The 23,957-nt window shown below is 68.6% G+C and carries 28 protein-coding genes and 1 tRNA gene; 22 read left to right on the top strand and 7 right to left on the bottom strand.

The features are described from left to right. Positions 1–85: 85 nt before the first annotated feature. From cpaB to AB4Y68_RS04930, 7 genes are read left to right on the top strand one after another with little or no spacing between them, the layout of a single operon-like run. A complete protein-coding gene (cpaB, locus tag AB4Y68_RS04960; RefSeq protein ID WP_441454397.1) occupies positions 86–1,042 on the top strand; it encodes a Flp pilus assembly protein CpaB in 957 nt (318 codons plus the stop codon). 11 nt (positions 1,043–1,053) lie between these two features. Then, on the top strand, positions 1,054–2,595 hold the full coding sequence (locus tag AB4Y68_RS04955) for a type II and III secretion system protein family protein (protein WP_441454396.1): 1,542 nt from the start codon (positions 1,054–1,056) through the stop codon (positions 2,593–2,595). Positions 2,596–2,600: 5 nt separating this feature from the next. Then, positions 2,601–3,293 carry a CpaD family pilus assembly protein gene (locus AB4Y68_RS04950; RefSeq protein ID WP_441454395.1) on the top strand — a complete coding sequence of 231 codons (693 nt, stop codon included), beginning with the start codon at positions 2,601–2,603 and terminating at the stop codon, positions 3,291–3,293. Between the two features lie 5 nt (positions 3,294–3,298). Continuing rightward, positions 3,299–4,885, top strand: coding sequence for an AAA family ATPase (locus tag AB4Y68_RS04945; protein WP_441454394.1), 1,587 nt, complete (start codon positions 3,299–3,301; stop codon positions 4,883–4,885). A gap of 4 nt (positions 4,886–4,889) precedes the next feature. Further along, positions 4,890–6,464: a CpaF family protein gene (locus AB4Y68_RS04940; RefSeq protein WP_441454393.1), complete on the top strand. Its 1,575-nt coding sequence runs from the start codon at positions 4,890–4,892 to the stop codon at positions 6,462–6,464. Between the two features lie 8 nt (positions 6,465–6,472). Further along, positions 6,473–7,447: a type II secretion system F family protein gene (locus AB4Y68_RS04935; protein ID WP_441454392.1), complete on the top strand. Its 975-nt coding sequence runs from the start codon at positions 6,473–6,475 to the stop codon at positions 7,445–7,447. A 13-nt stretch (positions 7,448–7,460) separates the two neighbouring features. Continuing rightward, positions 7,461–8,453 carry a type II secretion system F family protein gene (locus AB4Y68_RS04930; RefSeq protein WP_441454391.1) on the top strand — a complete coding sequence of 331 codons (993 nt, stop codon included), beginning with the start codon at positions 7,461–7,463 and terminating at the stop codon, positions 8,451–8,453. Positions 8,454–8,482: 29 nt separating this feature from the next. Here the strand turns inward: AB4Y68_RS04930 and AB4Y68_RS04925 are convergent, their stop codons facing one another. Further along, positions 8,483–8,914 carry an SRPBCC family protein gene (locus AB4Y68_RS04925; RefSeq protein WP_441454390.1) on the bottom strand — a complete coding sequence of 144 codons (432 nt, stop codon included), beginning with the start codon at positions 8,912–8,914 and terminating at the stop codon, positions 8,483–8,485. Between the two features lie 29 nt (positions 8,915–8,943). Then, positions 8,944–9,318 carry a hypothetical protein gene (locus AB4Y68_RS04920; RefSeq protein WP_441454389.1) on the bottom strand — a complete coding sequence of 125 codons (375 nt, stop codon included), beginning with the start codon at positions 9,316–9,318 and terminating at the stop codon, positions 8,944–8,946. 153 nt (positions 9,319–9,471) lie between these two features. On the opposite strand from AB4Y68_RS04920, the gene AB4Y68_RS04915 reads away from it, so the two are divergent. Genes AB4Y68_RS04915 through AB4Y68_RS04905 form a run of 3 tightly spaced genes read left to right on the top strand, consistent with a single transcriptional unit; the run spans position 9,472 to position 10,194 of the window. Next, positions 9,472–9,615 carry a hypothetical protein gene (locus AB4Y68_RS04915; protein WP_441454388.1) on the top strand — a complete coding sequence of 48 codons (144 nt, stop codon included), beginning with the start codon at positions 9,472–9,474 and terminating at the stop codon, positions 9,613–9,615. Between the two features lie 30 nt (positions 9,616–9,645). Then, positions 9,646–9,987 carry a RidA family protein gene (locus AB4Y68_RS04910; RefSeq protein ID WP_441454387.1) on the top strand — a complete coding sequence of 114 codons (342 nt, stop codon included), beginning with the start codon at positions 9,646–9,648 and terminating at the stop codon, positions 9,985–9,987. A 3-nt stretch (positions 9,988–9,990) separates the two neighbouring features. Further along, entirely contained in the window at positions 9,991–10,194 is a 204-nt protein-coding gene (locus tag AB4Y68_RS04905) for a hypothetical protein (protein WP_441454386.1), read from the top strand. Here the strand turns inward: AB4Y68_RS04905 and dapE are convergent. Beyond that, positions 10,191–11,384 (bottom strand): succinyl-diaminopimelate desuccinylase, encoded by a 1,194-nt coding sequence (dapE, locus tag AB4Y68_RS04900; protein ID WP_441454385.1) that lies wholly within the window; start codon positions 11,382–11,384, stop codon positions 10,191–10,193. The genes AB4Y68_RS04905 and dapE overlap by 4 nt on opposite strands. Before the next feature lie 48 nt (positions 11,385–11,432). Here dapE and AB4Y68_RS04895 point away from each other — a divergent pair, with 48 nt between their 5' ends. Both AB4Y68_RS04895 and AB4Y68_RS04890 read left to right on the top strand, forming a co-directional pair. After that, complete coding sequence (locus AB4Y68_RS04895) at positions 11,433–11,909, top strand: cupin domain-containing protein (RefSeq protein WP_441454384.1); 477 nt, start codon at positions 11,433–11,435, stop codon at positions 11,907–11,909. Positions 11,910–11,956: 47 nt separating this feature from the next. Further along, complete coding sequence (locus AB4Y68_RS04890; protein WP_441454439.1) at positions 11,957–13,210, top strand: MFS transporter; 1,254 nt, start codon at positions 11,957–11,959, stop codon at positions 13,208–13,210. Positions 13,211–13,229: 19 nt separating this feature from the next. Here AB4Y68_RS04890 and AB4Y68_RS04885 read toward each other — a convergent pair whose 3' ends face one another. Both AB4Y68_RS04885 and AB4Y68_RS04880 read right to left on the bottom strand, forming a co-directional pair. Continuing rightward, entirely contained in the window at positions 13,230–13,529 is a 300-nt protein-coding gene (locus AB4Y68_RS04885) for a hypothetical protein (RefSeq protein ID WP_441454383.1), read from the bottom strand. 63 nt (positions 13,530–13,592) lie between these two features. After that, the gene (locus AB4Y68_RS04880; RefSeq protein WP_441454382.1) at positions 13,593–14,882 is read right to left on the bottom strand and encodes a hypothetical protein; all 1,290 of its coding nucleotides are present in this window, start codon (positions 14,880–14,882) and stop codon (positions 13,593–13,595) included. Positions 14,883–15,019: 137 nt separating this feature from the next. Here AB4Y68_RS04880 and AB4Y68_RS04875 point away from each other — a divergent pair. The 6 genes from AB4Y68_RS04875 to truA all read left to right on the top strand — a co-directional run bounded on the left by AB4Y68_RS04875 (position 15,020) and on the right by truA (position 18,261). Continuing rightward, positions 15,020–15,096, top strand: a tRNA-Arg gene (locus AB4Y68_RS04875). Between the two features lie 193 nt (positions 15,097–15,289). Beyond that, entirely contained in the window at positions 15,290–15,631 is a 342-nt protein-coding gene (locus AB4Y68_RS04870) for an acyl-CoA thioesterase (protein ID WP_441454438.1), read from the top strand. Positions 15,632–15,713: 82 nt separating this feature from the next. Further along, positions 15,714–16,295 carry a peptide deformylase gene (locus tag AB4Y68_RS04865; protein WP_441454381.1) on the top strand — a complete coding sequence of 194 codons (582 nt, stop codon included), beginning with the start codon at positions 15,714–15,716 and terminating at the stop codon, positions 16,293–16,295. Continuing rightward, positions 16,295–16,510, top strand: a complete 216-nt coding sequence (locus AB4Y68_RS04860; protein WP_441454380.1) for a hypothetical protein — start codon at positions 16,295–16,297, stop codon at positions 16,508–16,510. The genes AB4Y68_RS04865 and AB4Y68_RS04860 overlap by 1 nt, the downstream gene beginning before the upstream one ends. A 27-nt stretch (positions 16,511–16,537) precedes the next feature. Then, positions 16,538–17,512: a methionyl-tRNA formyltransferase gene (fmt, locus tag AB4Y68_RS04855; RefSeq protein WP_441454379.1), complete on the top strand. Its 975-nt coding sequence runs from the start codon at positions 16,538–16,540 to the stop codon at positions 17,510–17,512. Then, entirely contained in the window at positions 17,512–18,261 is a 750-nt protein-coding gene (gene truA, locus AB4Y68_RS04850) for a tRNA pseudouridine(38-40) synthase TruA (protein WP_441454378.1), read from the top strand. The genes fmt and truA overlap by 1 nt, the downstream gene beginning before the upstream one ends. 35 nt (positions 18,262–18,296) lie before the next feature. On the opposite strand, the gene AB4Y68_RS04845 is transcribed toward truA, so the two are convergent. Then, a complete protein-coding gene (locus AB4Y68_RS04845) occupies positions 18,297–18,434 on the bottom strand; it encodes an entericidin A/B family lipoprotein (protein WP_441454377.1) in 138 nt (45 codons plus the stop codon). 99 nt (positions 18,435–18,533) lie between these two features. On the opposite strand from AB4Y68_RS04845, the gene AB4Y68_RS04840 reads away from it, so the two are divergent. The 4 genes from AB4Y68_RS04840 to rplS all read left to right on the top strand — a co-directional run bounded on the left by AB4Y68_RS04840 (position 18,534) and on the right by rplS (position 23,320). Then, positions 18,534–20,198, top strand: coding sequence for a thiamine pyrophosphate-binding protein (locus AB4Y68_RS04840; protein ID WP_441454376.1), 1,665 nt, complete (start codon positions 18,534–18,536; stop codon positions 20,196–20,198). Between the two features lie 65 nt (positions 20,199–20,263). Further along, the gene (locus AB4Y68_RS04835; protein WP_441454375.1) at positions 20,264–22,105 is read left to right on the top strand and encodes a DUF885 domain-containing protein; all 1,842 of its coding nucleotides are present in this window, start codon (positions 20,264–20,266) and stop codon (positions 22,103–22,105) included. A gap of 38 nt (positions 22,106–22,143) precedes the next feature. Continuing rightward, the gene (trmD, locus tag AB4Y68_RS04830) at positions 22,144–22,896 is read left to right on the top strand and encodes a tRNA (guanosine(37)-N1)-methyltransferase TrmD (protein WP_441454374.1); all 753 of its coding nucleotides are present in this window, start codon (positions 22,144–22,146) and stop codon (positions 22,894–22,896) included. A 1-nt stretch (position 22,897) separates the two neighbouring features. Next, the gene (gene rplS / locus AB4Y68_RS04825; protein ID WP_431564349.1) at positions 22,898–23,320 is read left to right on the top strand and encodes a 50S ribosomal protein L19; all 423 of its coding nucleotides are present in this window, start codon (positions 22,898–22,900) and stop codon (positions 23,318–23,320) included. A 110-nt stretch (positions 23,321–23,430) separates the two neighbouring features. Here the strand turns inward: rplS and AB4Y68_RS04820 are convergent, their stop codons facing one another. After that, positions 23,431–23,916, bottom strand: coding sequence for a PA2169 family four-helix-bundle protein (locus tag AB4Y68_RS04820; protein WP_441454373.1), 486 nt, complete (start codon positions 23,914–23,916; stop codon positions 23,431–23,433). Positions 23,917–23,957 lie beyond the last annotated feature (41 nt).

Raw genomic sequence — 23,957 nt, 5'->3', positions numbered from 1 at the left:
GCGCGTTAACCGGCCGGCCTCATGGTCGTTAACGGCAGAGGGCGAAGAACGGAATCCGCGTCGCCGCTCAAGCCGGAGACCGTCGATGAAGCCCGCCAAGATCGCCGTCATCTGTATCGCCGCCGTTTCGGCCGTCGGCCTGGCTCTGGTCGTGCGCGCCATGGGGTCCTCGTCCGGGGCTCCGGCCGCGAGCGCCGTGGCCGCCGTCGAGACCCGCCCCATGGCCAAGGTCCTGGTCGCGGCCAAGGATCTGGAGCCGGGACGCCGTCTGACCGACGGCGACCTGAGCTGGAAAGACTGGCCGATCGACGAACTCAATCCCGTCTTCATCACCGACGGCACCGTGCCGGTTCCCGCTGCGCCCTCGGCTGAGGCGCCCGCCGAGGCCAAGCCCGCCGCCGCCGCCAAACCGGCCGCCAAGGTCGAAGGCGCCGCCGCCCGCGTGACCCGCGCCGCGACCGATCTGGCGACCGGCGGGGCCAAGGCCGACTATATCGGCGCGGTCGTCCGTGAACCCATTCTGGCCGGCGAACCCATCGTCGGCCGTAAGATCGTCCGCGCTGGCGACAGCGGCTATATGGCCGCCTATCTGGAGCCGGGCATGAGGGCCATGGCCATCCGCGTCACGGTCGAGACCGCCGCCGGGGGCTTCATCCTGCCGGGCGACCGGGTCGACGTGTTGCTGACCCGCGAGGTCAAGCTGCCGGCGGGCGCGACCGGCGGCGAGACGTCGAAATTCGTCGCCGCCACCGTGATGCAGAACGTCAAGGTTCTGGCCGTCGACCAGAACACCCGCGCCGCCGAGAATGAACAGGCCGTGGTCGGCGCCACCGCCACGCTCGAGGTCAGCGGCCGTGACGCCGAGACCCTGGCCCTGGCCAAGTCCGAAGGCGACCTGTCGCTGGTGTTGCGTTCCTACGCCGACACCGCCGGACCGTCGGGCCGCGTCTCGGGCGCGGTCCACCGTGGAAATGCAGCCGCTGCGGGCGGCGTCGTGCGCGTCTATCGCGAAGGCCAGGCCGAGGCGGTCGCGGTCCCATGAGGAAACCAGGCATGAATCGTTTGATCGCGGCGGCCTGCGCCTCCCTGATCGCTCTGGGCGGAGCCGCCTCGGCGCCGCTGGCCCAGACTCGCGCTGCCGTTTCTACGGGCGCGGCCCCCCAGTTGGTCAACCTGCCGCGCGGCACCTCCTTCGCGGTTGATCTGCCGGCCGACGCGCGCGACGTGATCGTGTCGAACCCGCTGGTGGCCGAGGCCATGCTGCATTCGCCGCGCCGCATCACCGTGATCGGGATCGCCCCGGGCGAGACCGACGCCGTCTTCCTGGACGCCGCCGGCCGCACCATCCTGGCCCTTCGCGTGCGCGTCGACGCGGGAACCAGCGCCCTTCAGGACACGCTGAGCCGTGTCACGCCAGGGTCGAACGTTCGCGCCGAAGCGGTCAACGACAGCATCATCCTGACCGGAACCGCCGCCAGCCCGGCCGAGGCCCAGCGCGCCGCCCAAGTGGCCCGCGCCTTCGTCTCGGCGCCCGAGAAGGTGGTCAACATGATCAGCGTCACGGGCTCCGACCAGGTGACGCTGAAGGTCCGCGTGGTCGAGGTGCAGCGCAGCGCCATCAAGCAACTGGGCTTTGACACCCAGGCGGTGATCGGCCGGGTCGGCGACACCCAGTGGCTGCTGGGCAACGCCGCCACCTGGGGCGTCAACGGGTCGCTTCTCGGCGGGATCACCGGCGGGGTGTCGCGCGACACGACCAAGAATTTCCAGATGCAAGCCCCCTGCGGCGGGGGCTTCCCCGCAGACGCCCTGTGCCCCCACACGGTTCACGGCGGCGCCCCAGGCGATCCGTCGAACTGGGACACCGCCCAGCCCGGCACCGGCCCCGGCTCGGACGGACTGAACAAGGGCAACGCCACGATCAAGGCGTTCGAGCGCGTTGGCCTGATCCGCACCCTGGCCGAACCCAACCTGACGTCGGTCAACGGCGAGGCGGCCAGCTTCCTGGCCGGCGGCGAATTCCCCACGCCCTCCGGCCGTGACCGCGAAGGCCAGATCTCGGTCGAATACAAGCCTTTCGGCGTCGGCCTGTCGTTCCGGCCGGTGGTGCTGAGCGGCGGCCGTATCTCGCTGCAGGTCAAGGTCGAGGTGTCCGAACTGACGCCTCAGGGCGGGCTGACCATCGGCGCGGGCACCCCGTCGTCGATCAGCCTGCCGGGCCTGTCGGTGCGCCGCAGCGAGAACACAGTCGAAATCCCCTCGGGCGGTTCGATGATGATCGCGGGTCTGCTGCAGGAAACGACGCGGCAGACGGTCGATTCCCTGCCGGGGATGACCAATCTGCCGGTGCTGGGCCAGTTGTTCCGGTCGCGCGACTATCTGATGGGCGAGACCGAACTGGTCGTGATCGTCGAAGCCTATATCGTCAGCCCCACTTCGCCGGGCCGGATGCAGACGCCCGCCGACGGCCTGCGCATCGCCGATGACGCCCATACCATCTTCTTCGGCCAACTGAACCAGGCCTATGGCTCGCCCGCCCCGACCGCCCAGCCGGGCGCCGGATGGCAGGGGCCGGTCGGCTATGTGATCGAGTGAACGTCATGACCCGTTCCGCCAAATCCATCCTGTGCCTGACGTCAGCCCTGGCGTTGGGCGGCGTGCTTCTGGCCGGTTGCGTCGGCGGCCCCGCCAGCCTGGGGGGCGAGCCGCCGCTGAACCCGGCCTCGCGCTACAGTCTTCAGGTCGAGCCGGGTCTGGACCGCATCGCCCTGGCCGTGCACGAGACGGGCCTGTCGGCGAACCAGCGGGCGGCGCTGGCCGACCTGGTCAGCCGCTTCGCCATCCAGGGCGCGCCGGCCCTGGTGGTCGAGGCCCCGGCCGGCGGCGATCCGGTCGCGACCGAGGCGGCCTGGCGCGTCAAGGCCGCGCTGGAGGCGGCGGGCGCGCCCGCCCGCATGATCCGTGTCGTCAGCTACGCCGGGCCGGACCCGCGCGCGCCGATCCTGGCCGGGTTCGAGACCCTGCACGCCGTCGTGCCGCAGTGCGGAACCCGGTGGGGCAGCCTCAGCCGCACCGGCGACAACCAGTCAGCCGCGAACTTCGGCTGCGCCGTCACCGCCAATCTGGCGGCCCAGATCGCCGATCCCCGCGACATCGTTTCGCCGCGCGCCATGACCCCGGCCGACGCCCAGCGCCGGTCGGTGGTGTTCGACCATTATGGCAAGGGCGAGCGGACGGCTGCGGCCCGCGAAGAATTGGTGTCTGGGATGCGCACTTCCCGCGCCGTGGATTGATGGACATGACCAAGCCCCTCGCCGCTCAGGATTTCGACGCCCTGGACACGTTCGACATGGACGACGAGTTCATCGACGCCGCCGTCGGCCCGGCGGGCGAACCGCTGCAGTTCATGTCACCGCCGGATGGGCCCGCCGCGATGGGGTCGTCGACCCTCGACGACAGCTACAACCCGGTCGGGCGTCTGGTCGCCGAAACCGAGACGGCGGTCGCCGCTGTCGTGTCCGCCATGCCTGCCCCCAAGACGCCTGACGACCTCGCCTCCGCCTATCCGATCGACGAGCCGACGGCCCCGTCCGCTTCTCTGGCGGCCTATGAGCCGGCCAGCCTGCCGATCGCCTCGAACGCCGGGGTCGAGGTGTCGATCCCGCGCATCGCCGTTCACGTCTTCGCCGAGCGTCAGGACACCCTGGCGTCGGCCGAGCGCGCCGGTCAGGACCGCCGCATGGCGCGCGCCACGACCCAGATCCGCATCGGCGGGGTCGCCGCCGCCATCGAGGCTTATCAGTCCGAGCCGACGCCGCCGCTGATCGTCGTCGAAAGCATGAAGGACCCCCAGACCCTGCTCTGGGAGATCGACCAACTGGCCGAGGTCTGCGACGCCGGCACCAAGGTGGTGATCATCGGCGCCACCAACGACATCCTGCTGTTCCGCGAGCTGATGCGGCGCGGCGTCAGCGAATATCTGGTCGCCCCAGTGCAGCCGCTGCAGTTGATCTCGGCCATCGGCGGCCTGTTCGCCGATCCGGCCCAGCCCTTCATCGGCCGCTCGATCGCCTTTGTCGGCGCGCGCGGCGGGGCCGGGGCCTCGGCCGTGGCCCACAATACCGCCTATGCGATGAGCGAGCGGATCGGCCTCAACACCGTCATCGTCGACTACGACCTGCCCTTCGGCACCGCCGGTCTGGACTTCAATCAGGACCCGCTGGGCGGCGTCGCCGACGCCCTGAGCCAGCCTGACCGTCTGGACGCGACCCTGCTGGACCGGATGATGGTCCGCTGCACCGACAAGCTGAGCCTGTTCGCGGCGCCGGCCAGCCTGGAGACCGACTGGGAGATCGGACCCGACGCCTTCGAGGAAGTGACCAGCCGCATCCGCTCCACGGCGCCCTTCGTGGTGCTGGACCTGCCGCACCTGTGGTCGGGCTGGATGCGCAAGACCCTGATTTCGGCCGACGAGGTCGTGGTCGTGGCGACGCCCGATCTGGCGTCTCTGCGCAACGCCAAGAACATGATCGACCTGATCAGGCAGGCGCGGCCCAACGACGCCCCGCCGCGTCTGGTGCTGAATCAGGTCGGCGTGCCGGGCCGTCCCGAAATCCCGGCCAAGGATTTTGGCGCCGCTCTGGGCCTCCACCCGAGCCTGATCATCCCCTTCGACGCCAAGGTGTTCGGCGCGGCCGCCAACAACGGCCAGATGATCGTGGACTCCGGGGCCAAGAGCAAGGCAGCCGAGGCGTTCGAGACCCTGGCCCAGATCGTGTCGCGTCGCGAACTGCCGGCGGTCCCTGTGAAGGGCAAGACGCCGTCCGGCGCTTCGGCCAAGAAGGGCGGCTCTCTCTTCGCCTCCCTGTTCAGCAAGAAGCACTGAGGCCATGTTCGGCAAGCGCACCGCCCAACCCGGCGTCGCGGTCGCCCCGCGACCCGCTCCGGCGCCTCAGCCGGCTGCGGCGGACCTGCGCGCGCTTGATCCCGTCGACGCCTTTCCGATCGAGGAACTGGAAGCCGACGCCGCGCCGCCCTCGGCCTCCGCCGACCGGCTGGACGCCCTGGCCGCGCGCCCGCGTCCCGAGGCGGCGGTCCCGACCCCCGGCGGTCCGGCCAAGGGGCCGCGCGCCACGCCCGGCCTGGAGCAGTTGAAGAAGGCTCAGGCGGTCGCCGAGATCGTCCGCGAACAGTCCGACTATTATCACGCGACGAAGACGACGATCTTCAATGCGCTCATGAACACCATCGACCTGTCGCAGCTGGCCCAGCTGGACACCAAGGCGGCGTCCGAGGAAATCCGCGACATCGTCGCCGAACTGGTGGCGATCAAGAACGTCTCCATGTCGGTGGTAGAGCAGGAGCATCTGGTCCAGGACATCGTCAACGACGTCCTCGGCTACGGCCCGCTGGAGCCGCTGCTGGCCCGCGACGACATCGCCGACATCATGGTCAACGGCGCCGGCCGGGTCTTCATCGAAGTCGGCGGCAAGGTGCAGCTGACCAATGTCCGCTTCCGCGACAACACCCAGCTGATGAACATCTGCCAGCGGATCGTGTCGCAGGTCGGCCGTCGCGTCGACGAAAGCAGCCCCATCTGCGACGCCCGTCTGCCGGACGGGTCGCGCGTCAACGTCATCGCCCCGCCCCTGGCCATCGACGGCCCGACGCTGACGATCCGGAAGTTCAAGAAAGACAAGCTGACGATGAAGAACCTGGTGGAGTACGCCTCCATCAGTCCCGAGGGCGCGCGCGTCCTGGGCGTCATCGGCGCTTCGCGATGCAATCTGGTCATTTCGGGCGGCACGGGTTCCGGCAAGACGACCCTGCTCAACACCCTGACGGCCTTCATCGATCCGACCGAGCGCGTCATCACCTGCGAGGACGCCGCCGAACTGCAGTTGCAACAGCCGCACGTCGTGCGTCTGGAAACCCGCCCGCCGAACCTGGAAGGCCAGGGCCAGATCACCATGCGCGATCTGGTCAAGAACTGCCTGCGGATGCGTCCCGAACGCATCATCGTCGGCGAGGTCCGGGGGCCGGAGGCGTTCGACCTGCTGCAGGCCATGAACACCGGCCACGACGGCTCGATGGGCACGCTGCACGCCAACTCCCCGCGCGAAGCCATCAGCCGGATGGAGTCGATGATCACCATGGGCGGCTATGGCCTGCCCTCGCGGACGATCCGCGAGATGATCGTCGGCTCGGTCGACGTCATCGTTCAGGCGGCGCGTCTGCGCGACGGTTCGCGCCGCATCACCCACATCACCGAGGTGGTGGGGCTGGAAGGCGACGTGATCGTGACCCAGGACCTGTTCGTCTACGAAATCACCGGCGAGGACGCCCACGGCAAGATCACCGGCCGTCACCGTTCGACCGGCATCGCGCGTCCGCGCTTCTGGGATCGCGCGCGCTACTACGGCCTCGAGCGCGAACTGGCCGAAGCGCTGGACGCGGCGGAGTAACGACAGCGATGCTCCCGATTCTTGCGGCCTTCCTGGCCTTCATCACCATCGGCGGCGTGGGCTGGGCCCTGGTCAGCGGCGACGACGGCTCAGCCCAGGCGGTCAAGCGCGCCAAAACCATCGGCGCGGCGCGGGCGGAAACGTCCAACAAGCGCGCCGCCGTGACCAATACGCCCGAGGCGCGCCGCAAGCAGATCATGCAGCAGTTGCAGGAGGTCGATCGCCGCGACCGCAAGGCCCGCATGACCATGAGCGCCAAGCTCAAGCAGGCCGACCTGTCGATCAGCCTGCGCACCTTCATCATCATCAGCGCCGTGTTGGGCGTCGTCGGCGCCCTGATGGCCCTGCTGCTCCACCTCAACCCGGTGCTTTCCCTGGGCATCGGCGTGGCCATGGGCCTGGGCCTGCCGCGCCTGGTCGTGGGGATGAAGGGCAAGAAGCGGATGAAGCAATTCTCGCTCGCCTTCCCCGATGCCGTCGACATCCTCGTGCGTGGCATCAAGACCGGCCTGCCGGTCCACGACTGTTTCAAGATCATCGCCCGCGAAAGCCCGCAGCCGCTGGGCGCCGAGTTTCAACTGCTGGTCGAAGGCCTGGGGGTCGGGCTGACGCTGGCCGAGGCCCTGGACAAGATGTTCGAGCGGATGCCGGTTCCCGAACTGAAGTTCTTCGCCATCGTCATCGCCATCCAGCAGAAGAGCGGCGGCAACCTGGCCGAGGCCCTGGGCAACCTCACCGCGGTTCTGCGGGCGCGACGCATGATGGGCGAGAAGATCAAGGCCATGTCGTCGGAGGCCATCGCCTCGGCGGGCATCATCGGCTCGTTGCCGCCGGCGGTGATGATGCTGGTGATGATTTCCAGCCCCGCCTACATGATGCTGTTGTTCACGGACATGCGCGGTCAGGTGATGCTGCTGGGTTCGGCGATCTGGATGGGCTGCGGCATCTTCATGATGAAGCGCATGATCTCGTTCAAGTTCTGAGGGGGAGGGGATCATGAACAGCTTCATGCACTTCATCACCGACCTGCAGAACCTGCTGAGCATCGGCGTGGGGATCGCCGTCTTCGCCAGCGTCCTGACCATGCTGGGCTCCTTCATGGGCGGCGAGCGGCTGGACAAGCGGATGAAGGCGGTGGCCGAGCGCCGCGAAGAACTGAAGCGCCGCTCGCGCCAGGCGATGAAGGGCGGGGCGGCCGCTTCGACCGCGGGCACGCTGCGTCACTCCGATGGGGGATTCAAGAAGCGCGTCGTCGAACGCCTGAACCTGACCAAGCTGCTGGAAGATCCCAAGGTCGCCGAGAACATGGCCCAGGCCGGGTTCCGCGGCCCGCGGCCCCTGACCACCTTCTACTTCTTCCGCTTCACCACGCCCTTCATCTTCATGGTGTTGACGGGGCTCTACCTGTTTGCGGTCAATGATTTCGGCTTCAACCTGACGCTGAAGCTCTGCGCCCTGGTGTTCGCGGCGGCGGCCGGCTTCTACGCCCCGAACCTCTATGTGCAGAACCGTATAGCCACGCGGCGCCAGTCGATCGTGGCGGCCTTCCCCGACTCGCTGGACCTGCTGCTGATCTGCGTCGAATCCGGCATGTCGATCGAGGCGGCGATCCAGAAGGTCAGCCAGGAAGTCGGCAGCCAGTCGATCGAACTGGCAGAGGAAATGAGTCTGCTGTCGGCTGAACTGTCCTACCTGCCCGACCGGCGCATGGCCTATGACGGCATGGCCAGGCGGACCAACCATCCGGGCATCCGGGCCGTGGCCACCGCCATGACCCAGGCCGAGACCTACGGCACGCCGCTGGGCAACGCCCTGCGGGTGATGGCCAAGGAAAACCGCGAGCTGCGCCTGGCCGCCGCGGAGAAGAAGGCCGCGGCCCTGCCAGCCAAGCTGACCGTGCCGATGATCGTCTTCTTCCTGCCGGTGCTGTTCGTCGTCATCCTGGGACCGGCGATCATCAACATTCAGGACATGATGAAGGGCGGCTGATTCGCCGCCCAAAATCGGATCGTGTCGCGTCAGCCCTCAGCGGCGCGGCGCAGCGCCTCGCCGATCTCTTCATAGGCGGCGCGGATCGTCGGACGGTGCTTGTCGTGGAACAGTTCGCCGCGCAGGCCGGTGAAGATGACGCCGTTGGAGACGATGCAGCTGCCGCGGTCCAGTTCCTCGATCTCATAGTAGCGGATGGCGTTGAACAGCCAGCCGCGCTTCTCGGCCCAGACCAGCTGCGAATAGGGCTGCCAGTCGCCGATGCGGGCCTGGACCTGGCGTTCGACCATGCCGGGCAGGGCCTCGGTCAGGTTGATGCCGCCGCCGAAGGCCAGGGCGCCGGTCACGCCGGTCTCGTAGGGATTCCAGCGGTGCCAGTTCTCGAGATCGCTGAGGATCTCCCAGATGCGGTCCGACGGCGCGCGCACGCCGATACGCTTCTCGATACGGGTCGTGTCCATGGATTTGCCTCTGACACGGCTTTTGGACTTTAGGAAGTCGTCTCGACCGGATCGGTGTTCGGCAGGGTCGGCTTCAGGCGGCGGCCGTCGTCCAGACCCAGGCGCGCCTTGACCTCGAACAGGTCGGCGCCGGCCGGCACGATCAGCAGTTGCTCGGGGCGACGGGCGTTGACCGCGACCACGGCGTTCTTGGGGCAGACGTCGAAACAGTCGGCGCCGACGACGGCGAGGTCGGCCTTGCGCCCCTTGCCCGCGTGAAGATAGCGGCGCAGCGCCTTCTTCAGCGTCTGGTCGCCGTCGGGACCGAAGCCGCCGTCCAGCTTCTTGGAGCATTTGCGGCACACCAGAACCACCTCGTTCCAGCGGGTTTTCGAGACCTTGAAAGATTTCGGCGGCTTCCTCATGCCGCCTGAGGATCGGTGTTCTCGACGGCTTGTACAAGCGGCGCCGGTCTGCGCCACAGGAACTTCACAAACGGCCAGACGAAACTGATTGTTTCTGTTTATCAAAGGGTAGGCATGAGGGCGCATCCTTCTCCTTCTGACGAGGGTCTGTCGATGTCGCGTCTGCCGATCAATCTGCCGTCCGCCAGGCCGGGGCGTTCCGGGCGTCGTCCCATGCGCGTCCTGTTGGTCTTCGGCCTGTCGTTCGCGGCGGTCTTCGCCGCCGCCCTGCTGGCGATGGAGATGATGCTGGGCTAAGGCGGTCGCTCGAGTTCAGGAGCGCGCCCCATGATCACCCGCATCCAGCCCAACCCTCGCATGAGCGAAGCCGTGATCCACGGGAACACCGTCTATCTGGCCGGGCAGGTCGGCGAGCCGGGCGACGATGTCACAGCCCAGACCCGCACGGCCCTGACCGAGATCGACGCCCTGTTGGCGCAGGCCGGAAGCGACAAGTCCAAGATTCTGAGCGCCACCATCTGGCTGGCGGATATCGCCGACTTTGAGGCCATGAACGCGGTCTGGGACGCCTGGGTCGATCCCGCCAACCCGCCCGCTCGCGCCACCAGCGAGGCGAAGCTGGCGACGCCCGACTATCTGGTCGAGATCATCGTCGTGGCGGCGCGCTGAGCCATGTCAAAGGAAAGCGAACTGGAGCGGTTCAAGGCGACCCGCGTCACCGCCCTCTTCCGCCTCGACCTGATCGAGAAGGGCGCGCAACTGAAGTATGAGGACGGCACGCCCGTCGACATGGCCTCGGAAGCCCAGCGGCTGAAGGATCAGGTCGCCGACATGGATCGCCGCATCGCTCGGCTGGAGGCGGCGGGCGAAGCCTAGACCGCCAGCCGCGCCAACACCGTCTCGATCACTCGCTGATAGGCGTCGGCCAGGGCGCGCAGTTCGGCCTCGGGCACGCGCTCGTCGATCTGGTGCATGGTCTGGCCGACCAGGCCCAGCTCCAGCACCGGGCACAGGGCGCGGATGAAGCGGGCGTCCGAGGTGCCGCCGGTGGTCGAGGCGACGGGACGGCGGCCGATTTCGGCCTCGACCGCGTCCTGAACCGCCGTGACGAAGGGGCCGGGTTTGGTCAGGAAGGCCTCGCCCGAGCACAGGTGCTCCAGTTCGATGCGTAGGCCTGTGGCCGCCTGCATCTCGCCCGCCTCGCGGTTCAGCCAGTCGCTGAGGCTGTCGCCGGTATGGCTCGGGTTGAAACGGATGTTCAACCGGGCCCTGGCCTCGGCCGGGATGATGTTGGTCGCCGGATTGCCCACGTCGATGGTGGTGATCTCGAGGTTGGAGGGCGGAAACTCCGGATAGCCGTCGTCGAGGACGTGGGCGTCCAGTCGAGCCAGCAGCCGGGCGATCACCGGCGCCGGGTTCGCGGCGCGGTCGGGATAGGCGACGTGGCCCTGCTTGCCGTGGACGGTGATCCAGGTGTTCAGCGAGCCGCGCCGTCCGACCTTGATCATGTCGCCGAGGTGGTGGGCCGACGACGGCTCGCCGACGACGCAGGCGTCGATGACCTCGCCCTCGGCCATCAGGGCTTCGACCACCCGCTTGGTGCCGTGCAGGGCCGGGCCTTCCTCGTCGCCGGTGATCAGGAAGGAGAGGGAGCCGGGAACGTCGCCTTCCGCGAGGATGCGCGAGACGGCGGCGACCCAGGCGGCGATGCCGCCCTTCATGTCCACGGCGCCGCGACCGTACAGGACGCCGTCGCGGGTCTCGCCCTCGAAGGGGGCGGCGGTCCAGGCGGCGACGTCGCCGGTCGGCACCACGTCGGTGTGGCCCGCGAAGCAGAGGTTGGGCGAGGCCGTGCCGCGCCGGGCGTAGAGGTTCTCGATCCGGGCGTCGCGGCCCACGCGCGTCGGCCCCTCGAACACCATGCGACGGCAGGTGAAGCCGAGGCCGGTCAGGGTCCGCTCCAGCACGTCCATGGCCCCTTCGTCGGCGGGCGTGACGGAGGGAATGCGGATCAGGTCGCGGGTCAGTTCGACAGGATCAATGACGGAATGTGATGCGGCGCTCATGGGCTCTATGCTTTAGGCATATCCCGCATCCGCGAGAAGGCCCGAACCGTGCCGAAGATCGACATCGAAACCGCGCCCACCGGGCATGGAACCGGATACCCGGACGAATTCGCCGGTCCGTGCAAGCCGCGCCGCCGCTGGCGGCTGGGCGACGCGGTCGGTCTGGACCAGTTCGGGGTCAACCTGCTGCGCCTACCCACCGGGGCCTGGTCCAGCCAGCGTCACTGGCACGCCGCCGAGGACGAGTTCGTCTGGGTGGTCGAGGGCGAGGTGGTTCTGGTCGAAGAGGACGGCGAGACCGTGCTGGTCGCCGGCGACTGCGCCGGCTTCAAGGCGGGCGTGCCCAACGGCCACAAGATCGAGAACCGCAGCGACCGTGAGGCGGTCTTGCTGGAGGTCGGATCGCGCCGCCCGGCCGAGGACGCCTGCGACTATCCCGACATCGACATGATCCTGCCGAAGGGCGCCGACCGCTACTTCCACCGCGACGGAACCCCCTATCCGAAGACGCCCCGAAGAACGTGACGACCGACAGCATAGACACCGCCCCGACGGTTCCGCCCCAGCCGCCCTTGCCGCCCGAGACCCATGACGGGGGTCCGTCCAGCCCGTGGGGGCTGCGGGATTTCCGCCTGCTGTGGCTGGGCCGGGTGGCGGCGGTCCTGGGCATCCAGATCCAGTCCTCGGCCCTGTTGTGGCAGGTCTATGAGATCGCCCGACGTGACCATCCGATCGCCGAGGCCAGCCTCTATCTGGGCTTGGTGGGCCTGTGCCAGTTCCTGCCGCTGCTGGCCTTCACCCTGCCCGCCGGGGCCATGGCCGACCGGCGCGACCGCAAGCACACCGTGACCCTGTCCATCGTGGTCGAGAGCCTGTGCGCGCTCGCCTTCCTCGCCATGGCGATCCATGGCGCGCCGCCGTTGTGGGGCCTGCTGGCGGTGGCCGCCGTCTTCGGCGCGGCGCGGGCCTTCCTCGCCCCGGCCAGTCAGGCCTTCCTGCCCATGGTGGTGGGGCGCAAGGCTCTGCCGCCGGCCATCGCGGCCCAGTCCATCGCCTTCCAGACCGGGGCCATCGCCGGCCCGGCCCTGGGCGGGGTGATCGTGGGGATGGCGGTGCCTTTGGCCTACGCCTCGGCCATGGCGCTGTTCTTCGTCGCCATCGCCTGCTTCGTGCTGATCCGCACCTCGGGCAAGCCGAAATTCGTCGAGACGGGCGTGGGGCCGCTGGAGCTGGTCAAGGAAGGTCTGGCCTATGTCTGGAAGACCAAGATCGTTCTGGGCGCCATTTCGCTGGATCTGGTCGTGGTGCTGCTGGCGGGCGTGGCCCTGCTGACGCCGATCTTCGCGCGCGACATCCTGCACGTCGGGCCGCAGGGCTTCGGCCTGCTGCGCGCCTCGTTCGGGGTCGGGGCCCTGCTGATGGCCCTCTATCTCAGCCGTTTCCCCATCCGCCGCCACGGCGGGCGTTGGATGTTCGCGGCCGTGGCGGTGTTCGGCGTCTGCACCCTGGCCTTCGGCCTGTCCAAGAGCGTCTGGCTGTCGGGCGCTGTCCTCTTCGTCGGCGGGGCCGCCGACATGATCAGCGTCAATATCCGCCAGACCCTGATCCAGCTGGCCACGCCCGATCACATGCGCGGCCGGGTGTCGTCGGTCTCCATGCTGTTCATCGGCGCCTCCAACGAACTGGGCGAGGCCTATTCCGGCGTCATGGTGCGCCTGCTCGGCCCCATCGGGGCGGCGGTGTTCGGCGGCGTCGGCGCGCTGGCCGCGACCGGCATCTGGGCCAGGGCCTTCCCCAGTCTGAGGAAGGCGAACAAGCTGACCTGACCGTTTCGGCCAGGACGGCTCAGTGTCGGGTCAGAGCGGGGTGGGCCGGGGCCGCGCCGGCATGGCCTTCGCGGGCGGCGTCGGTCGGTTTGCCTTCCAGCTTGTTTTCGACCTTTGCGGCGCCGGTCTCGACGGCGTGCGCCGCCTTTTCGGCGCCGGTTTCGACCGCCTTGCCCGTCTCAGCTGCGGCGTTGGAGGCCTTCTCGCCAGCGGCCTTGGCGTGGCTCTCGGCCTTCTTCTGGTCGGCTTGGGTGCAGGCGGCGGCGCCCAGGGTCAGGACGGCGACGGCGGCGACGGCGCTCAGGGTGCGGATGGACATGGCGGCCTCTCGGTGATGTGAACCCTGGCGGTCAACGCAGCAGTGCGGGCCGGGTTGCCTTGGCTATTGCAGATCGATCGGCAGGGTCTGGCTGGCCAGCAGGGTCTCCATCCCCTTCCAGTGATCCGACCCCTGACGTTCGACCCAGGCCTGCACCATGTCGCGGCCCAGGCCGTAGTTGATGATGTAGGAGCGGTAGGTCTCGATGAAGCTCAGCCGCTGGGCGGCCCGGTCGCGCGCGACCAGATTGTATTTCTGCAGCTGGTTCAGGGCCGTCTCGCGGTCGATGCGGCCCGCCAGGTAGTCATCGGCAATGGTGTACTCGGCCCGCGCCAGTTCGCGCGTCAGGGCCAGAAGCTGCGTCTGGGCCTCGGCCGTCGTCGGGTCCAGACCGGCCAGCGGATAGAGGACCCGCGCCTCGAACGCGGTCCGTTCGTGGCCGGGGAAGGCCAGGTCGATGCCGTAGTTGGCGCTGCCCTCGGCGATGAAGGACATGGGGCTGAACAGGGGATAGACGCTCATCTCGACCCAGCCCTTCTGTTTCACAAAGGTCTGTTCCAGCAGGGCGTTATAGACGTGGTGGCCGGGGTATCCTTCGTGGCAGCCCAGATCGACGGCGCGGTCGATGTAGATGGGCAGGTCCGTGTTGACCTGGATCAGGCTGAAGGCCGCGCCCTTGTACCAGTTGTAGCCCGACCACGGCTTGCCGGTGACGAACTCCAGGGTGAAGGTCTCGTTGGCGGGCAGGGTCATGTGGCGCACCGTGCGCGCCTTGCACTCGTTGATGGCGGCCCGCATCACCGGCTCCAGCCGATCCTTGGGAATGACGTAGCGGGCGCGGAAGGCGGCGACGCGATCGGCCAGCGGCCCCTCGCCGGGGATCAGGGCGTCGATGCGCGCCAGCACGGGATCATAGCTGGACAGGGGGCGCAGTTCCGGCCGCACGCCGAACTGGGCCTCGGCCTCGTCGGCGAAGCTCATCTTCTCGCCGCCCAGCATCCGCAGACGCGCCGAAGCCGCCGAGACGTGGGCCAGCAGATAGGCACGGCGCTGACGGCTCTGGGCGTCCAGTCCGGCGGTCGGCAGGGCGTCCAGCCGATGAGACAGGGCGGCGGCGCCTTCGGCCAGCTGGGGCAGGGCGCGGGGGTTGGCCTTGGCCGCCTCGGCCCATTCCGGCGGGCCGTAATAGGCGTCGACATAGCCCGGCTCGCGCTCGCCGATCTCCAGGGTCAGGGCGACATAGTCGCGGGCCACGGCGTCCAGACTGTCGGGCGCCGGCTTGGGCGCGGCGGCGCAGGCGGCCAGCAGGGTCAGGCCCGCGCTCATCACGGCGGCGATCGTCAGGTTGCGCATGGAAACTCCCTCTCTCCAGGCCGCGACGCTAGGCGCTCGACGGCGCGCCGCCAAGAAGGGAACCGGCGCGGAGATTCAGGGATTGAGGCTGCCCCCCCCATGCTGTAAGCACCGCCGTCCGGCCAAGAGCCGCAGACGCACCCGTAGCTCAGCTGGATAGAGTACTGCCCTCCGAAGGCAGGGGTCAGAGGTTCGAATCCTCTCGGGTGCGCCATTCTCTCCAAACATCGTCGCCATTTGAGCCATGCGCGCTGCCTTCAGGCTGCGGTCTTGCCTGACCCGGGGCGCGGGCGCATGGGAGGAGGCTCCTCCCCCAAGACCTCCAAGGCCCCATCGTGTCCGACGCCGAACAGACCCCCGCCCCCGTTCTCCTGCCCGAAGGCCAGCCGGTCGGCCGCGTCATCGCCATGCCCGCCGACACCAATCCCGAGGGCGACATCTTCGGCGGCTGGCTGCTGGCCCAGATGGACTTGGCCGGCGCGACCCCGGCGTTCGAGCGCGCCAACGGCCGCTGCGCCACCGTGGCCCTGGACGGCATGGTTTTCCACCAGCCGGTCTCGGTCGGCGACGAGGTCTCGATCTACGCCCGCGTCATCCACACCGGCCGCACCTCGATCCGCGTCCATGTCGAGGCGTGGAAGCGCTCGCGCGGCCAGCCCGAGGTCCAGTCCGTCCGCGTGACCGAGGGCGTCTTCACCTATGTGGCGATCGATTCCGAGCGCAAGCCGCGCCCGTTGCAGCCGGTCTGAGGTCCGTGCGGCACGGGGCCAAGACCAAGCGCCGCACTCGGTAATTCTTGACGTTCGGCTGCTCGCACCCTACCTGCGGGCCATGGCTATTCGTCGCATCCTGACCATCGATAACGCCGCCGATCTGGCGATCCTCAAGGCCGTCGCGCCGCCCGTGGAGGGCGGCGTCACCGACGATCTGCGCGCCCTCATGGATGACATGCTGGAGACGATGTACGACGCGCCGGGCATCGGCCTGGCCGCCGCCCAGATCGGCGAGTTGAAGCGCGTCGTGGTCATGGACCTGGGCGACAAGCCGGTCGAGGGCGCGTCGGAAGACCCCGAGGCCGAGGAGAGCGAAGACCTGCAACTGGCCCGCCGCAACCCGCGCTACTTCGTCAATCCGGAAGTGATCTGGGCCTCGGACGAGCTGTTCGCCTACGAGGAGGGCTGCCTGTCGGTGCCGGAATATTTCGACGCCGTCGAACGCCCGAGCCGCGTCCGCGTCCGCTACCTGGACTACGCCGGCAAGCAGATCGAGGAAGAGATCGAGGGTCTCTACGCCGTCTGTTTCCAGCACGAACTGGATCACCTGAACGGCGTTCTGTTCATCGACCACCTGTCGCGCCTGCGTCGCGAACGGGCCGTCGCCAAGGTCAAGAAGAACGCGAGGCTCGCCGCCTGATGGCCCGCAAGACCACGATCATCGACCCGCGCGGCCGTCGTCGCCTGACCCGCAATCAGAAGGTCGGCGTGGCCAGTCTGGCCACCATCGTCGCCGTCGGCGCGCTGGGCGTGGTGGCGGGTCTGCTGTTGGACCGTCTGCTCGATTTCGACGACGCCCTGGATGCGGGCGGCGAGTGGGACGAGGGCGGCGGCGTCTATACGCGCTGGCAGTAAGCCGCCCCAGCGGCTAAAGGCGTGGCCATGCGCCTAGCCTTCATGGGAACCCCCGACTTCGCCGTGCCGTCGCTGGCCGAGCTGATTGCCTCGGGACACGAGATCGTCGCCGTCTATTCGCAGCCGCCGCGCCCCAGGGGCCGGGGGCAGAAGCTGACGCCGTCGCCGGTCCAGGCCTTCGCCGAGGCCATGGGCCTGCCGGTCTTCACGCCCGAGAGCATGAAGGCGCCGGAAGCCATCGACACCTTCAGAAGCCTGGATCTCGACGCCGCCTGCGTCGTCGCCTACGGCCAGATTCTCAAGCCCGAGGTGCTGGAGGCGCCTCGTCTGGGGTGCTTCAACCTGCACGGTTCGCTGCTGCCGCGCTGGCGCGGAGCCGCCCCGATCCAGCGCGCCATCATGGCCGGCGACCGCCAAACCGGCGCCCAGATCATGCGGATGAGCGAAGGCCTGGACGAGGGCGCGATCATCCTGTCCGAGGTCATGGACATCTATCCCGACGACACCGCCGCCTCGCTGACCGCGCGGATGGCGCATCTCGGCGCCGCCCTCTGGCCGCGCGCCCTGGCCGCCATCGAACGCGGCGGCTTCACCGAGACCGAACAGACCGGCGAGCCGACCTACGCCAGGAAGATCACTCCCGCCGAGGCGCGCATCGACTGGACCCGTCCCGCCGCCGAGGTGGATGCCCACATTCGCGGCCTGTCGCCCTTCCCGGGGGCCTGGTTCGAGGTCGAGGCGGACGGCGAGCCGGTCCGCGTGAAGGCGCTGATGTCGGCTCTGGCCGAAGGGCAGGGCGCACCCGGTCAGGTGCTGGACGACGCCCTGACGGTCGCCTGCGGAACCGGCGCGGTGCGCCTGACCCGCGTGCAGCGCCCCGGCAAGGCGGCGCAGTCCGCCGAGGAAATGCTGCGCGGCTTCCCGGTTCCTTCCGGAACCATTCTCAGCGGGCCGCGTCGGGTCGAGAAGGCGGAGCCTTCTGACCGCGGCCCCAAAGCATAATGCCCCGCTACCGCTTCACGGTCGAATACGACGGCTCGGCCTACAACGGCTTTCAGGCGCAGACCGGCCAGCCGACGGTGCAGGGCGCGATCGAGACGGCGGCAGCGGCCTTCACCGGCCAGACCGTGCGGATCGCCGCCGCCGGGCGCACCGACACCGGCGTCCACGCCACGGGCCAGACCTGCCACGTCGATCTGGAGCGGGACTGGCCGGCGCGGACGGTGATGAACGCCCTGAACGCCCATCTGATGCACGAGGCGGTGGCCGTGCTGGACTGCGCCCCCGTCAGCGACGACTGGCACGCCCGCTTCACCGCCAACGGGCGCAAGTATCTGTATCGCATCCTCAACCGTCCGGGCCGTCCGGCGTTGGACCGGGGCCGGGTCTGGCATGTGAAGAAGCCGCTGGACGCTGAGGCCATGCAGGCGGCGGCGCAGGCCCTGGTGGGGTTGCACGACTTCACCACCTTCCGCGACGCCCAGTGCCAGTCGGCCAGCCCGGTGAAGACGCTGGATGTGGCCCGCGTCAGCCGGGTCGGCGAAGAGGTGCATCTGGTGTTCGAGGCCCGCAGCTTCCTGCATCGTCAGGTGCGCTCGATGGCGGGCAGTCTGGCCGAGGTCGGTCTGGGCCGCTGGGCCGTGACCGATCTGGCCGAGGCGCTGGCGGCGAAGGATCGCGCGCGGTGCGGCCCGGTGGCGCCGTCAGACGGTCTCTATCTGACGGGCGTCACCTATGAGGCCGAGGCCTGAGCCGACTGCCACCCTCCGCCGTCTGGGGCGCGGCTTTAGTTGCGGGCCGAGTTGGAGCTGGAGGTCACGGCCTGACCGGCGGCTTGCAGGTCGCGGCCGACGCCGGCGACGGTGTTGCAGGCGGTGGTCGCCAGGGCGGCGGCGATGACGCCGAGGGCGATGAGCTTGCGCATGGTGGTTTCCCCGAGAGAGATGATTTGACCGCTTCAACGTGAAGCTTGACCATAAGGTTGCATGGCCAATTCATCCTTCAATCTGCTAACGGCGAAAGCATGACGCAAGCTCTCGGAACCGCCGCCCGCCGTCTGGTCGACACCCTGGTGATGAACGGGATCGACAAGGTCTTCTGCGTGCCGGGCGAGAGCTATCTCGCTGTGCTCGACGCGCTGGCCGACGTGCGCGACAAGATCGAGGTCATCGTCTGCCGTCACGAGGCCGGCGCCGCCAACATGGCCGAGGCCTATGGCAAGCTGACGGGCAAGCCGGGCGTCTGCATGGTCACGCGCGGACCGGGCGCGACCCACGCCTCGATCGGGGTGCATACGGCGCATCAGGATTCGACGCCGATGATCCTGTTCGTCGGCCAGATCGCGCTGACCGACCGGGGACGCGGCGCCTTCCAGGAGGTGGACTACCGCGAAGTCTTCGGCGGCCTGGCCAAGTGGGCGACGGAGATCGAAAGCCCGCAGCGCACCGTCGAGGTGGTCGAGCGCGCCTTCGCCACCGCGCTGCAGGGCCGCATGGGCCCCGTGGTCGTGGCCCTGCCCGAAGACATCCTGCACGAAGAGGGCGGCCCGGCGCCGGTCCGCCCGGTCGTCGCCGCCAAGGCCGCGCTGGACCCGGCCTTCGTCGAACAGGTGCGCGACCGCCTGTCGGGGGCCGAGCGCCCGGTTCTGGTGCTGGGCGGCTCGGGCTGGAGCGACGCCGCCACCGACGCGATCTCCGCCTGGGCCGAGCGGCTGGGCCTGCCGGTCGCCCTGTCCTTCCGCCGCAAGGATCTGATCCGCAACGACCATCCGGGATATGCGGGCGATCTCGGTCTCGGCCCGAACCCGAAACTGGTCGCGCGCATCAAGGACGCCGACCTGATCATCGCCGTCGGCGCGCGCCTCGGCGAAAACCCCACCCAGGGCTACACCCTGCTGAACCGGACGAAGACGGCCGAGACCCTGGTCCACATTCATCCGGGAGCGGAAGAACTGGGGCGCGTCTGGTCGCCCGCCCTGTCTGCGGCCGCCGACAACTCGCTGGCGGCCCTGGCCCTGTCGAGCATCGATCCGGGCCGAGCCTGGAACGACCAGGCCGCCGCCGCCCATGCCGACTTTATCGCCTTCTCCTCGCCTATAGAGGTGAACAGCGCGGTGAACATGAGCGAGGTCATCGCCCATCTGGCCGAGGCCCTGCCGGAAGACGCCGTCCTGACCAATGGCGCGGGCAATTTCGCCGCCTGGCTGCACCGTTTCCATCGCCATCAGGCCAGACGCACCCAACTGGCCCCGACCTCGGGCGCCATGGGCTACGGCTATCCGGCGGCTCTGGGGGCCAAGGCGGTCGATCCGGCGCGCGAAGTGGTCTGTATCGCCGGCGACGGCGACTTCATGATGAGCGCCAACGAGATGGCCACCGCCGCCCAGTACGGCCTCGGCGTCATCGTCGTGGTCGTGGACAACGGCACCTTCGGCACCATTCGCATGCACCAGGAGCGGGAGTACCCGACCCGCGTCATCGCCACCGAGTTGAAGAACCCCGACTTCGTCAAGTACGCCGAGGCCTTCGGCGCCTTGGGCGTGCGCTGCGACCGGACCGAGGACTTCCCGGCGGCCCTGGCGGCGGCCCGCGCGGCGGCGGCCGGCGGGCGTCCGGCCCTGGTGCACCTGATCACCGAGGCCGAGCAGATCGCGCCGGGCCGGACGATCACGGACCTGCGCGGCGGCTGATCGGAAAACTTGCGCATCCCGTTCTATGCGGGAACAGTGTCGCCTCGCAGTTCCGAGGGGGTTTCATGCGTCGTTTTCTGATCTCGTCCGTCGCCGTTCTGGCGCTTTGCGCCACAGCACCCGTCGCCATGGCTCAGGCCGTCGCGCCCGCGTCGGCGTCTGCTCAGGCCCAGAGCGAGGACGTGCGTCTCAACGCCTTCTTCGACCAGGCCTTCCAGGAACGGATCGCCCTCAGCCCGCAGTCGATGACGTCGCTGGGCCTGAAGACCGACTACGACAAGCTGGACGACGTGTCCGACGCGGCGTCGGAGCGCGCCCTGGCGCTGCAAGAGGGGCAACTGACCCGGATGAAGGCCGAGTTCGACCCGGCCAAGCTGAACGCCCAGAGCAGGCTGTCCTGGCGGCTGTTCGAATACGGCGTGCAGCAGGCGCGCCTGTCGAACCAGTGGCGCGATTGGAACTTCCAGTTCGCGGCCAACGGCAATCCGACGACCGGCCTGCCGGTCTTCCTGATCAACAACCATCGCATCGGCAGCGTCTCGGACGCCGAGGCCTATGTCGCCCGCATCGGCGAGGCCGAACGCTACATGGGTCAGGTGGCGACGACGCTGAAGGCGCGGGCCGCCGAGGGCGTGGTCTCGCCGCGCTTCGTCTTCGCGCCCTCGATCGAGAACACCCGCGCGGTGATCACGGGCGCGCCCTTCGACAATGGCGCCGACAACCCGGTCTGGGCCGATTTCCAGAAGAAGGTCGGGGCGCTGGACGCCGATCAGGCGACGAAAGAACGACTGCTGGCCTCGGCCCGCGCCGCCCTGACCGGCCCCTACAAGCGCGGCTTCGACACCGTGCTAACGGCCCTGGCCGAGGTCCAGCCGATGGCCGACAGCGACGCGGGCGTCTGGCGGCTGCCGAACGGCGAGGCCTATTACAACGCCCGCCTGCAGCTCTCGACCACGACCGACCTGACCGCCGACCAGATCCACCAGATCGGTCTGGACGAGGTGGGCCGCATCCAGGCCGAGATGGAAACCGTCAAGGCCAAGATCGGCTTTACCGGCTCGCTCCAGGACTTCTTCGTCTTCCTGAAGACCGATCCGCGCTTCCAGTACCCCAACACGCCGGAGGGCAAGGAGCAGTATCTGACCGACGCGCGCGGCTTCATCGCCCAGGTCATGGCGGTGGCCCCGCAGTGGTTCTCGACCCTGCCCAAGGCGGCGCTGGAGGTCCGCGCGGTCGAGCCGTTCCGCGAGGCGACCGCCTCCATCGCCTTCTACAACGCCCCGGCGCCGGACGGTTCACGCCCGGGCATCTACTACGTCAACCTGTCCGACATGACCCAGGTGCTGAAGCCCCAGATCGAGGGCATCAGCTATCACGAGGGCGCGCCGGGGCATCACTTCCAGATCGCCTACGCCCAGGAGATCGAGGGCCTGCCGCGCTTCCGTCGCTTCGGCGGCTACGGCGCCTACGCCGAGGGCTGGGGCCTGTACGCCGAACAACTGGGCAAGGAGATGGGCTTCTATCAGGACCCCTATTCCGACTTCGGCCGCCTCTCGACCGAGCTGTGGCGCGCGGTGCGCCTGGTCACGGACACGGGCCTGCACGCCAAGCGCTGGAGCCGCGAACAGGCGATGGACTATTTCCGCCAGAACTCGCTGCTGTCGGAACGCGACATCGGCAAGGAGGTCGAGCGCTACATCACCAACCCCGGCCAGGCGACCAGCTACAAGATCGGCGAGCTGAAGATCGAGGAACTGCGCCACAAGGCCGAGGCGACCCTGGGCGACCGCTTCGACATCAAGGACTTCCACGCCGTCGTCCTCGGCTCCGGCTCGGTGCCGCTGGACGTCCTGGCCGATCAGGTCAACGCCTGGATCGCAGCGGGGGGCGGCAAGCCGAGCGCCTGAGGCTCGCGTTTGCGGCTTTAGAGCGGTAAAGGGCCGCCATGCCCTTTACCGCCACCGTCCTGACCATGTTCCCCGAGGCCTTTCCCGGGCCGCTCGGCGTGTCGCTGATCGGCACCGCCTGGCGCGAGAAGGGGCTGTGGGACCTGCAGACGCTGGACATTCGGGCGTTTTCCGAAGATAAGCGCGGCTTCCTGGACGACACCCCCGCGGGTGGCGGCCCTGGACAGGTGCTTAAAGCGGACGTGGTGGCCCGGGCTTTAGATAGTCTAGAGGGCCCGCCTCGGCCGCTTTTGTACATGAGCGCACGCGGTCGACCCCTGACGCAGGCGCGAGTGAAGGAATGGGCCAAGGCCGACGGAATCGTCGTGCTTTGCGGTCGTTTCGAGGGGGTGGACCAGCGGGTGCTTGACGCCCGCGGGTTCGAGGAGGTCTCCGTCGGAGACGCGGTTCTCGCCGGCGGCGAGGCGGCGGCCATGGTGGCGATCGAGGCGTGCGTACGACTGATCCCCGGAGTGCTTGGCGCGGCAGACAGCCTGTCGTCCGAGAGTTTCGAGGATGGTCTTCTGGAACACCCGCAGTACACGCGACCGCGGACGTTCGAGGGGCACGATATTCCCGAGGTGCTGCTGTCGGGCGATCACAAGAAGATCGCGCAATGGCGAGAGGCGCAGCGGGAAACGACCACGCAGGAACGGCGCCCGGATCTCTGGGCGGCGCATCTTGCAAAGACGACTGCGGAGCCTGGCTCCGCCAAATCAAAGGCAAAGGGCGCAAAAGCCCGAGGAGAATAGAATGAACATCGTCCAGCAGATCGCTGCCGAAGAAAAAGCCCGCCTGCTCGAAGGCAAGACCATCCCTGACTTCCAACCGGGCGACACCCTGCGCGTCCACGTGAAGATCAAGGAAGGCGAGCGCGAACGCATCCAGGCGTTCGAAGGCGTCTGCATCGCCCGCGACAGCGGCGGCATCAACGAGACCTTCACGGTCCGCAAGATTTCCTTCGGTGAAGGCGTGGAGCGTCGCTTCCCGATCCTGTCGCCGAACATTGACTCCATCGAAGTGAAGCGTCGCGGCGTCGTCCGTCGCGCCAAGCTCTACTACCTGCGCGACCGTCGCGGTAAGTCGGCCCGGATCGCCGAGCGTCAGATCGCTCGCCCGGCCAAGGGTGCTGCTGTTCCGGTCACCGGTTCGGCCGACAAGGGCGACGAGGCTTAATCCCAAGCTTCGGCTCTGCGCTGAAATGATCGAGGCCCTGGCGGAAACGCCGGGGCCTTTTTCTTTTTAGGGCGCTAGCGCGCGCCGCGCGGCGGCTTGCTGCTTGAGCGCTACTGCGGGAACAGCGGATTATCCGCGTCGTGCTGGCCTTCGAGGCTGCGTCTCAGGTCCTGCATCTGGTCCTGGCCGACCTTCACCGCAGCGTAGGCGCGGCGGATGGTTTCCTTCGTGGTGGCCGACAGGGATTCATCGGCCAGGGCGTGTTCGAACCGGGCATGGAGATGCTCCTCGCCGCGCTCGACCGAGTGCAGGGCGGTCGCCTCGTCGCGGACCAGGGCGTGTTTGATGTCCGTGAAGGCGCGCTGGGCCTTGGCCAGGATGGAGCTGTCGTCCTCCGGCTGGCCGCCCAGGCCGTGCACGGCGTCCTGAAGCTCGGTCGCGATCCGGCGCCGTTCCTCGCTGCGGCGCGCGAACAGGTCGCGATAGCGGGCGTCCTCGGTTACGGCGGCGGCCTCGGCGTAGCCGTCGGCGCTGTCGACGGCGCCGGCGGCCAGAGCGTTCAGAACCTTGACGTCGTGGCTGTTGGGGGTGTTCACCAGAGGCCTCCGTGGCTGACGCTGGGATAAACCCACGCCCG

The organism is Brevundimonas sp. 2YAF1, from assembly GCF_052114745.1.
Lineage (GTDB): Bacteria > Pseudomonadota > Alphaproteobacteria > Caulobacterales > Caulobacteraceae > Brevundimonas.
The sequence above is the reverse complement of the archived record's forward strand: the minus strand, read 5'-3'. Positions and strand labels throughout refer to the sequence as shown.

Excerpts from the sequence above, each read along its gene's own strand:
- cpaB (WP_441454397.1), top strand. The coding sequence starts at position 86 with ATGAAGCCCGCCAAGATCGCCGTCATCTGTATCGCCGCCGTTTCGGCC.
- AB4Y68_RS04955 (WP_441454396.1), top strand. The coding sequence starts at position 1,054 with ATGAATCGTTTGATCGCGGCGGCCTGCGCCTCCCTGATCGCTCTGGGC.
- AB4Y68_RS04950 (WP_441454395.1), top strand. The coding sequence starts at position 2,601 with ATGACCCGTTCCGCCAAATCCATCCTGTGCCTGACGTCAGCCCTGGCG.
- AB4Y68_RS04945 (WP_441454394.1), top strand. The coding sequence starts at position 3,299 with ATGACCAAGCCCCTCGCCGCTCAGGATTTCGACGCCCTGGACACGTTC.
- AB4Y68_RS04940 (WP_441454393.1), top strand. The coding sequence starts at position 4,890 with ATGTTCGGCAAGCGCACCGCCCAACCCGGCGTCGCGGTCGCCCCGCGA.
- AB4Y68_RS04935 (WP_441454392.1), top strand. The coding sequence starts at position 6,473 with ATGCTCCCGATTCTTGCGGCCTTCCTGGCCTTCATCACCATCGGCGGC.
- AB4Y68_RS04930 (WP_441454391.1), top strand. The coding sequence starts at position 7,461 with ATGAACAGCTTCATGCACTTCATCACCGACCTGCAGAACCTGCTGAGC.
- AB4Y68_RS04925 (WP_441454390.1), bottom strand. The coding sequence starts at position 8,914 with ATGGACACGACCCGTATCGAGAAGCGTATCGGCGTGCGCGCGCCGTCG.
- AB4Y68_RS04920 (WP_441454389.1), bottom strand. The coding sequence starts at position 9,318 with ATGAGGAAGCCGCCGAAATCTTTCAAGGTCTCGAAAACCCGCTGGAAC.
- AB4Y68_RS04915 (WP_441454388.1), top strand. The coding sequence starts at position 9,472 with ATGTCGCGTCTGCCGATCAATCTGCCGTCCGCCAGGCCGGGGCGTTCC.
- AB4Y68_RS04910 (WP_441454387.1), top strand. The coding sequence starts at position 9,646 with ATGATCACCCGCATCCAGCCCAACCCTCGCATGAGCGAAGCCGTGATC.
- AB4Y68_RS04905 (WP_441454386.1), top strand. The coding sequence starts at position 9,991 with ATGTCAAAGGAAAGCGAACTGGAGCGGTTCAAGGCGACCCGCGTCACC.
- dapE (WP_441454385.1), bottom strand. The coding sequence starts at position 11,384 with ATGAGCGCCGCATCACATTCCGTCATTGATCCTGTCGAACTGACCCGC.
- AB4Y68_RS04885 (WP_441454383.1), bottom strand. The coding sequence starts at position 13,529 with ATGTCCATCCGCACCCTGAGCGCCGTCGCCGCCGTCGCCGTCCTGACC.
- AB4Y68_RS04880 (WP_441454382.1), bottom strand. The coding sequence starts at position 14,882 with ATGCGCAACCTGACGATCGCCGCCGTGATGAGCGCGGGCCTGACCCTG.
- AB4Y68_RS04870 (WP_441454438.1), top strand. The coding sequence starts at position 15,290 with ATGCCCGCCGACACCAATCCCGAGGGCGACATCTTCGGCGGCTGGCTG.
- AB4Y68_RS04865 (WP_441454381.1), top strand. The coding sequence starts at position 15,714 with ATGGCTATTCGTCGCATCCTGACCATCGATAACGCCGCCGATCTGGCG.
- AB4Y68_RS04860 (WP_441454380.1), top strand. The coding sequence starts at position 16,295 with ATGGCCCGCAAGACCACGATCATCGACCCGCGCGGCCGTCGTCGCCTG.
- fmt (WP_441454379.1), top strand. The coding sequence starts at position 16,538 with ATGCGCCTAGCCTTCATGGGAACCCCCGACTTCGCCGTGCCGTCGCTG.
- truA (WP_441454378.1), top strand. The coding sequence starts at position 17,512 with ATGCCCCGCTACCGCTTCACGGTCGAATACGACGGCTCGGCCTACAAC.
- AB4Y68_RS04845 (WP_441454377.1), bottom strand. The coding sequence starts at position 18,434 with ATGCGCAAGCTCATCGCCCTCGGCGTCATCGCCGCCGCCCTGGCGACC.
- AB4Y68_RS04840 (WP_441454376.1), top strand. The coding sequence starts at position 18,534 with ATGACGCAAGCTCTCGGAACCGCCGCCCGCCGTCTGGTCGACACCCTG.
- AB4Y68_RS04835 (WP_441454375.1), top strand. The coding sequence starts at position 20,264 with ATGCGTCGTTTTCTGATCTCGTCCGTCGCCGTTCTGGCGCTTTGCGCC.
- trmD (WP_441454374.1), top strand. The coding sequence starts at position 22,144 with ATGCCCTTTACCGCCACCGTCCTGACCATGTTCCCCGAGGCCTTTCCC.
- rplS (WP_431564349.1), top strand. The coding sequence starts at position 22,898 with ATGAACATCGTCCAGCAGATCGCTGCCGAAGAAAAAGCCCGCCTGCTC.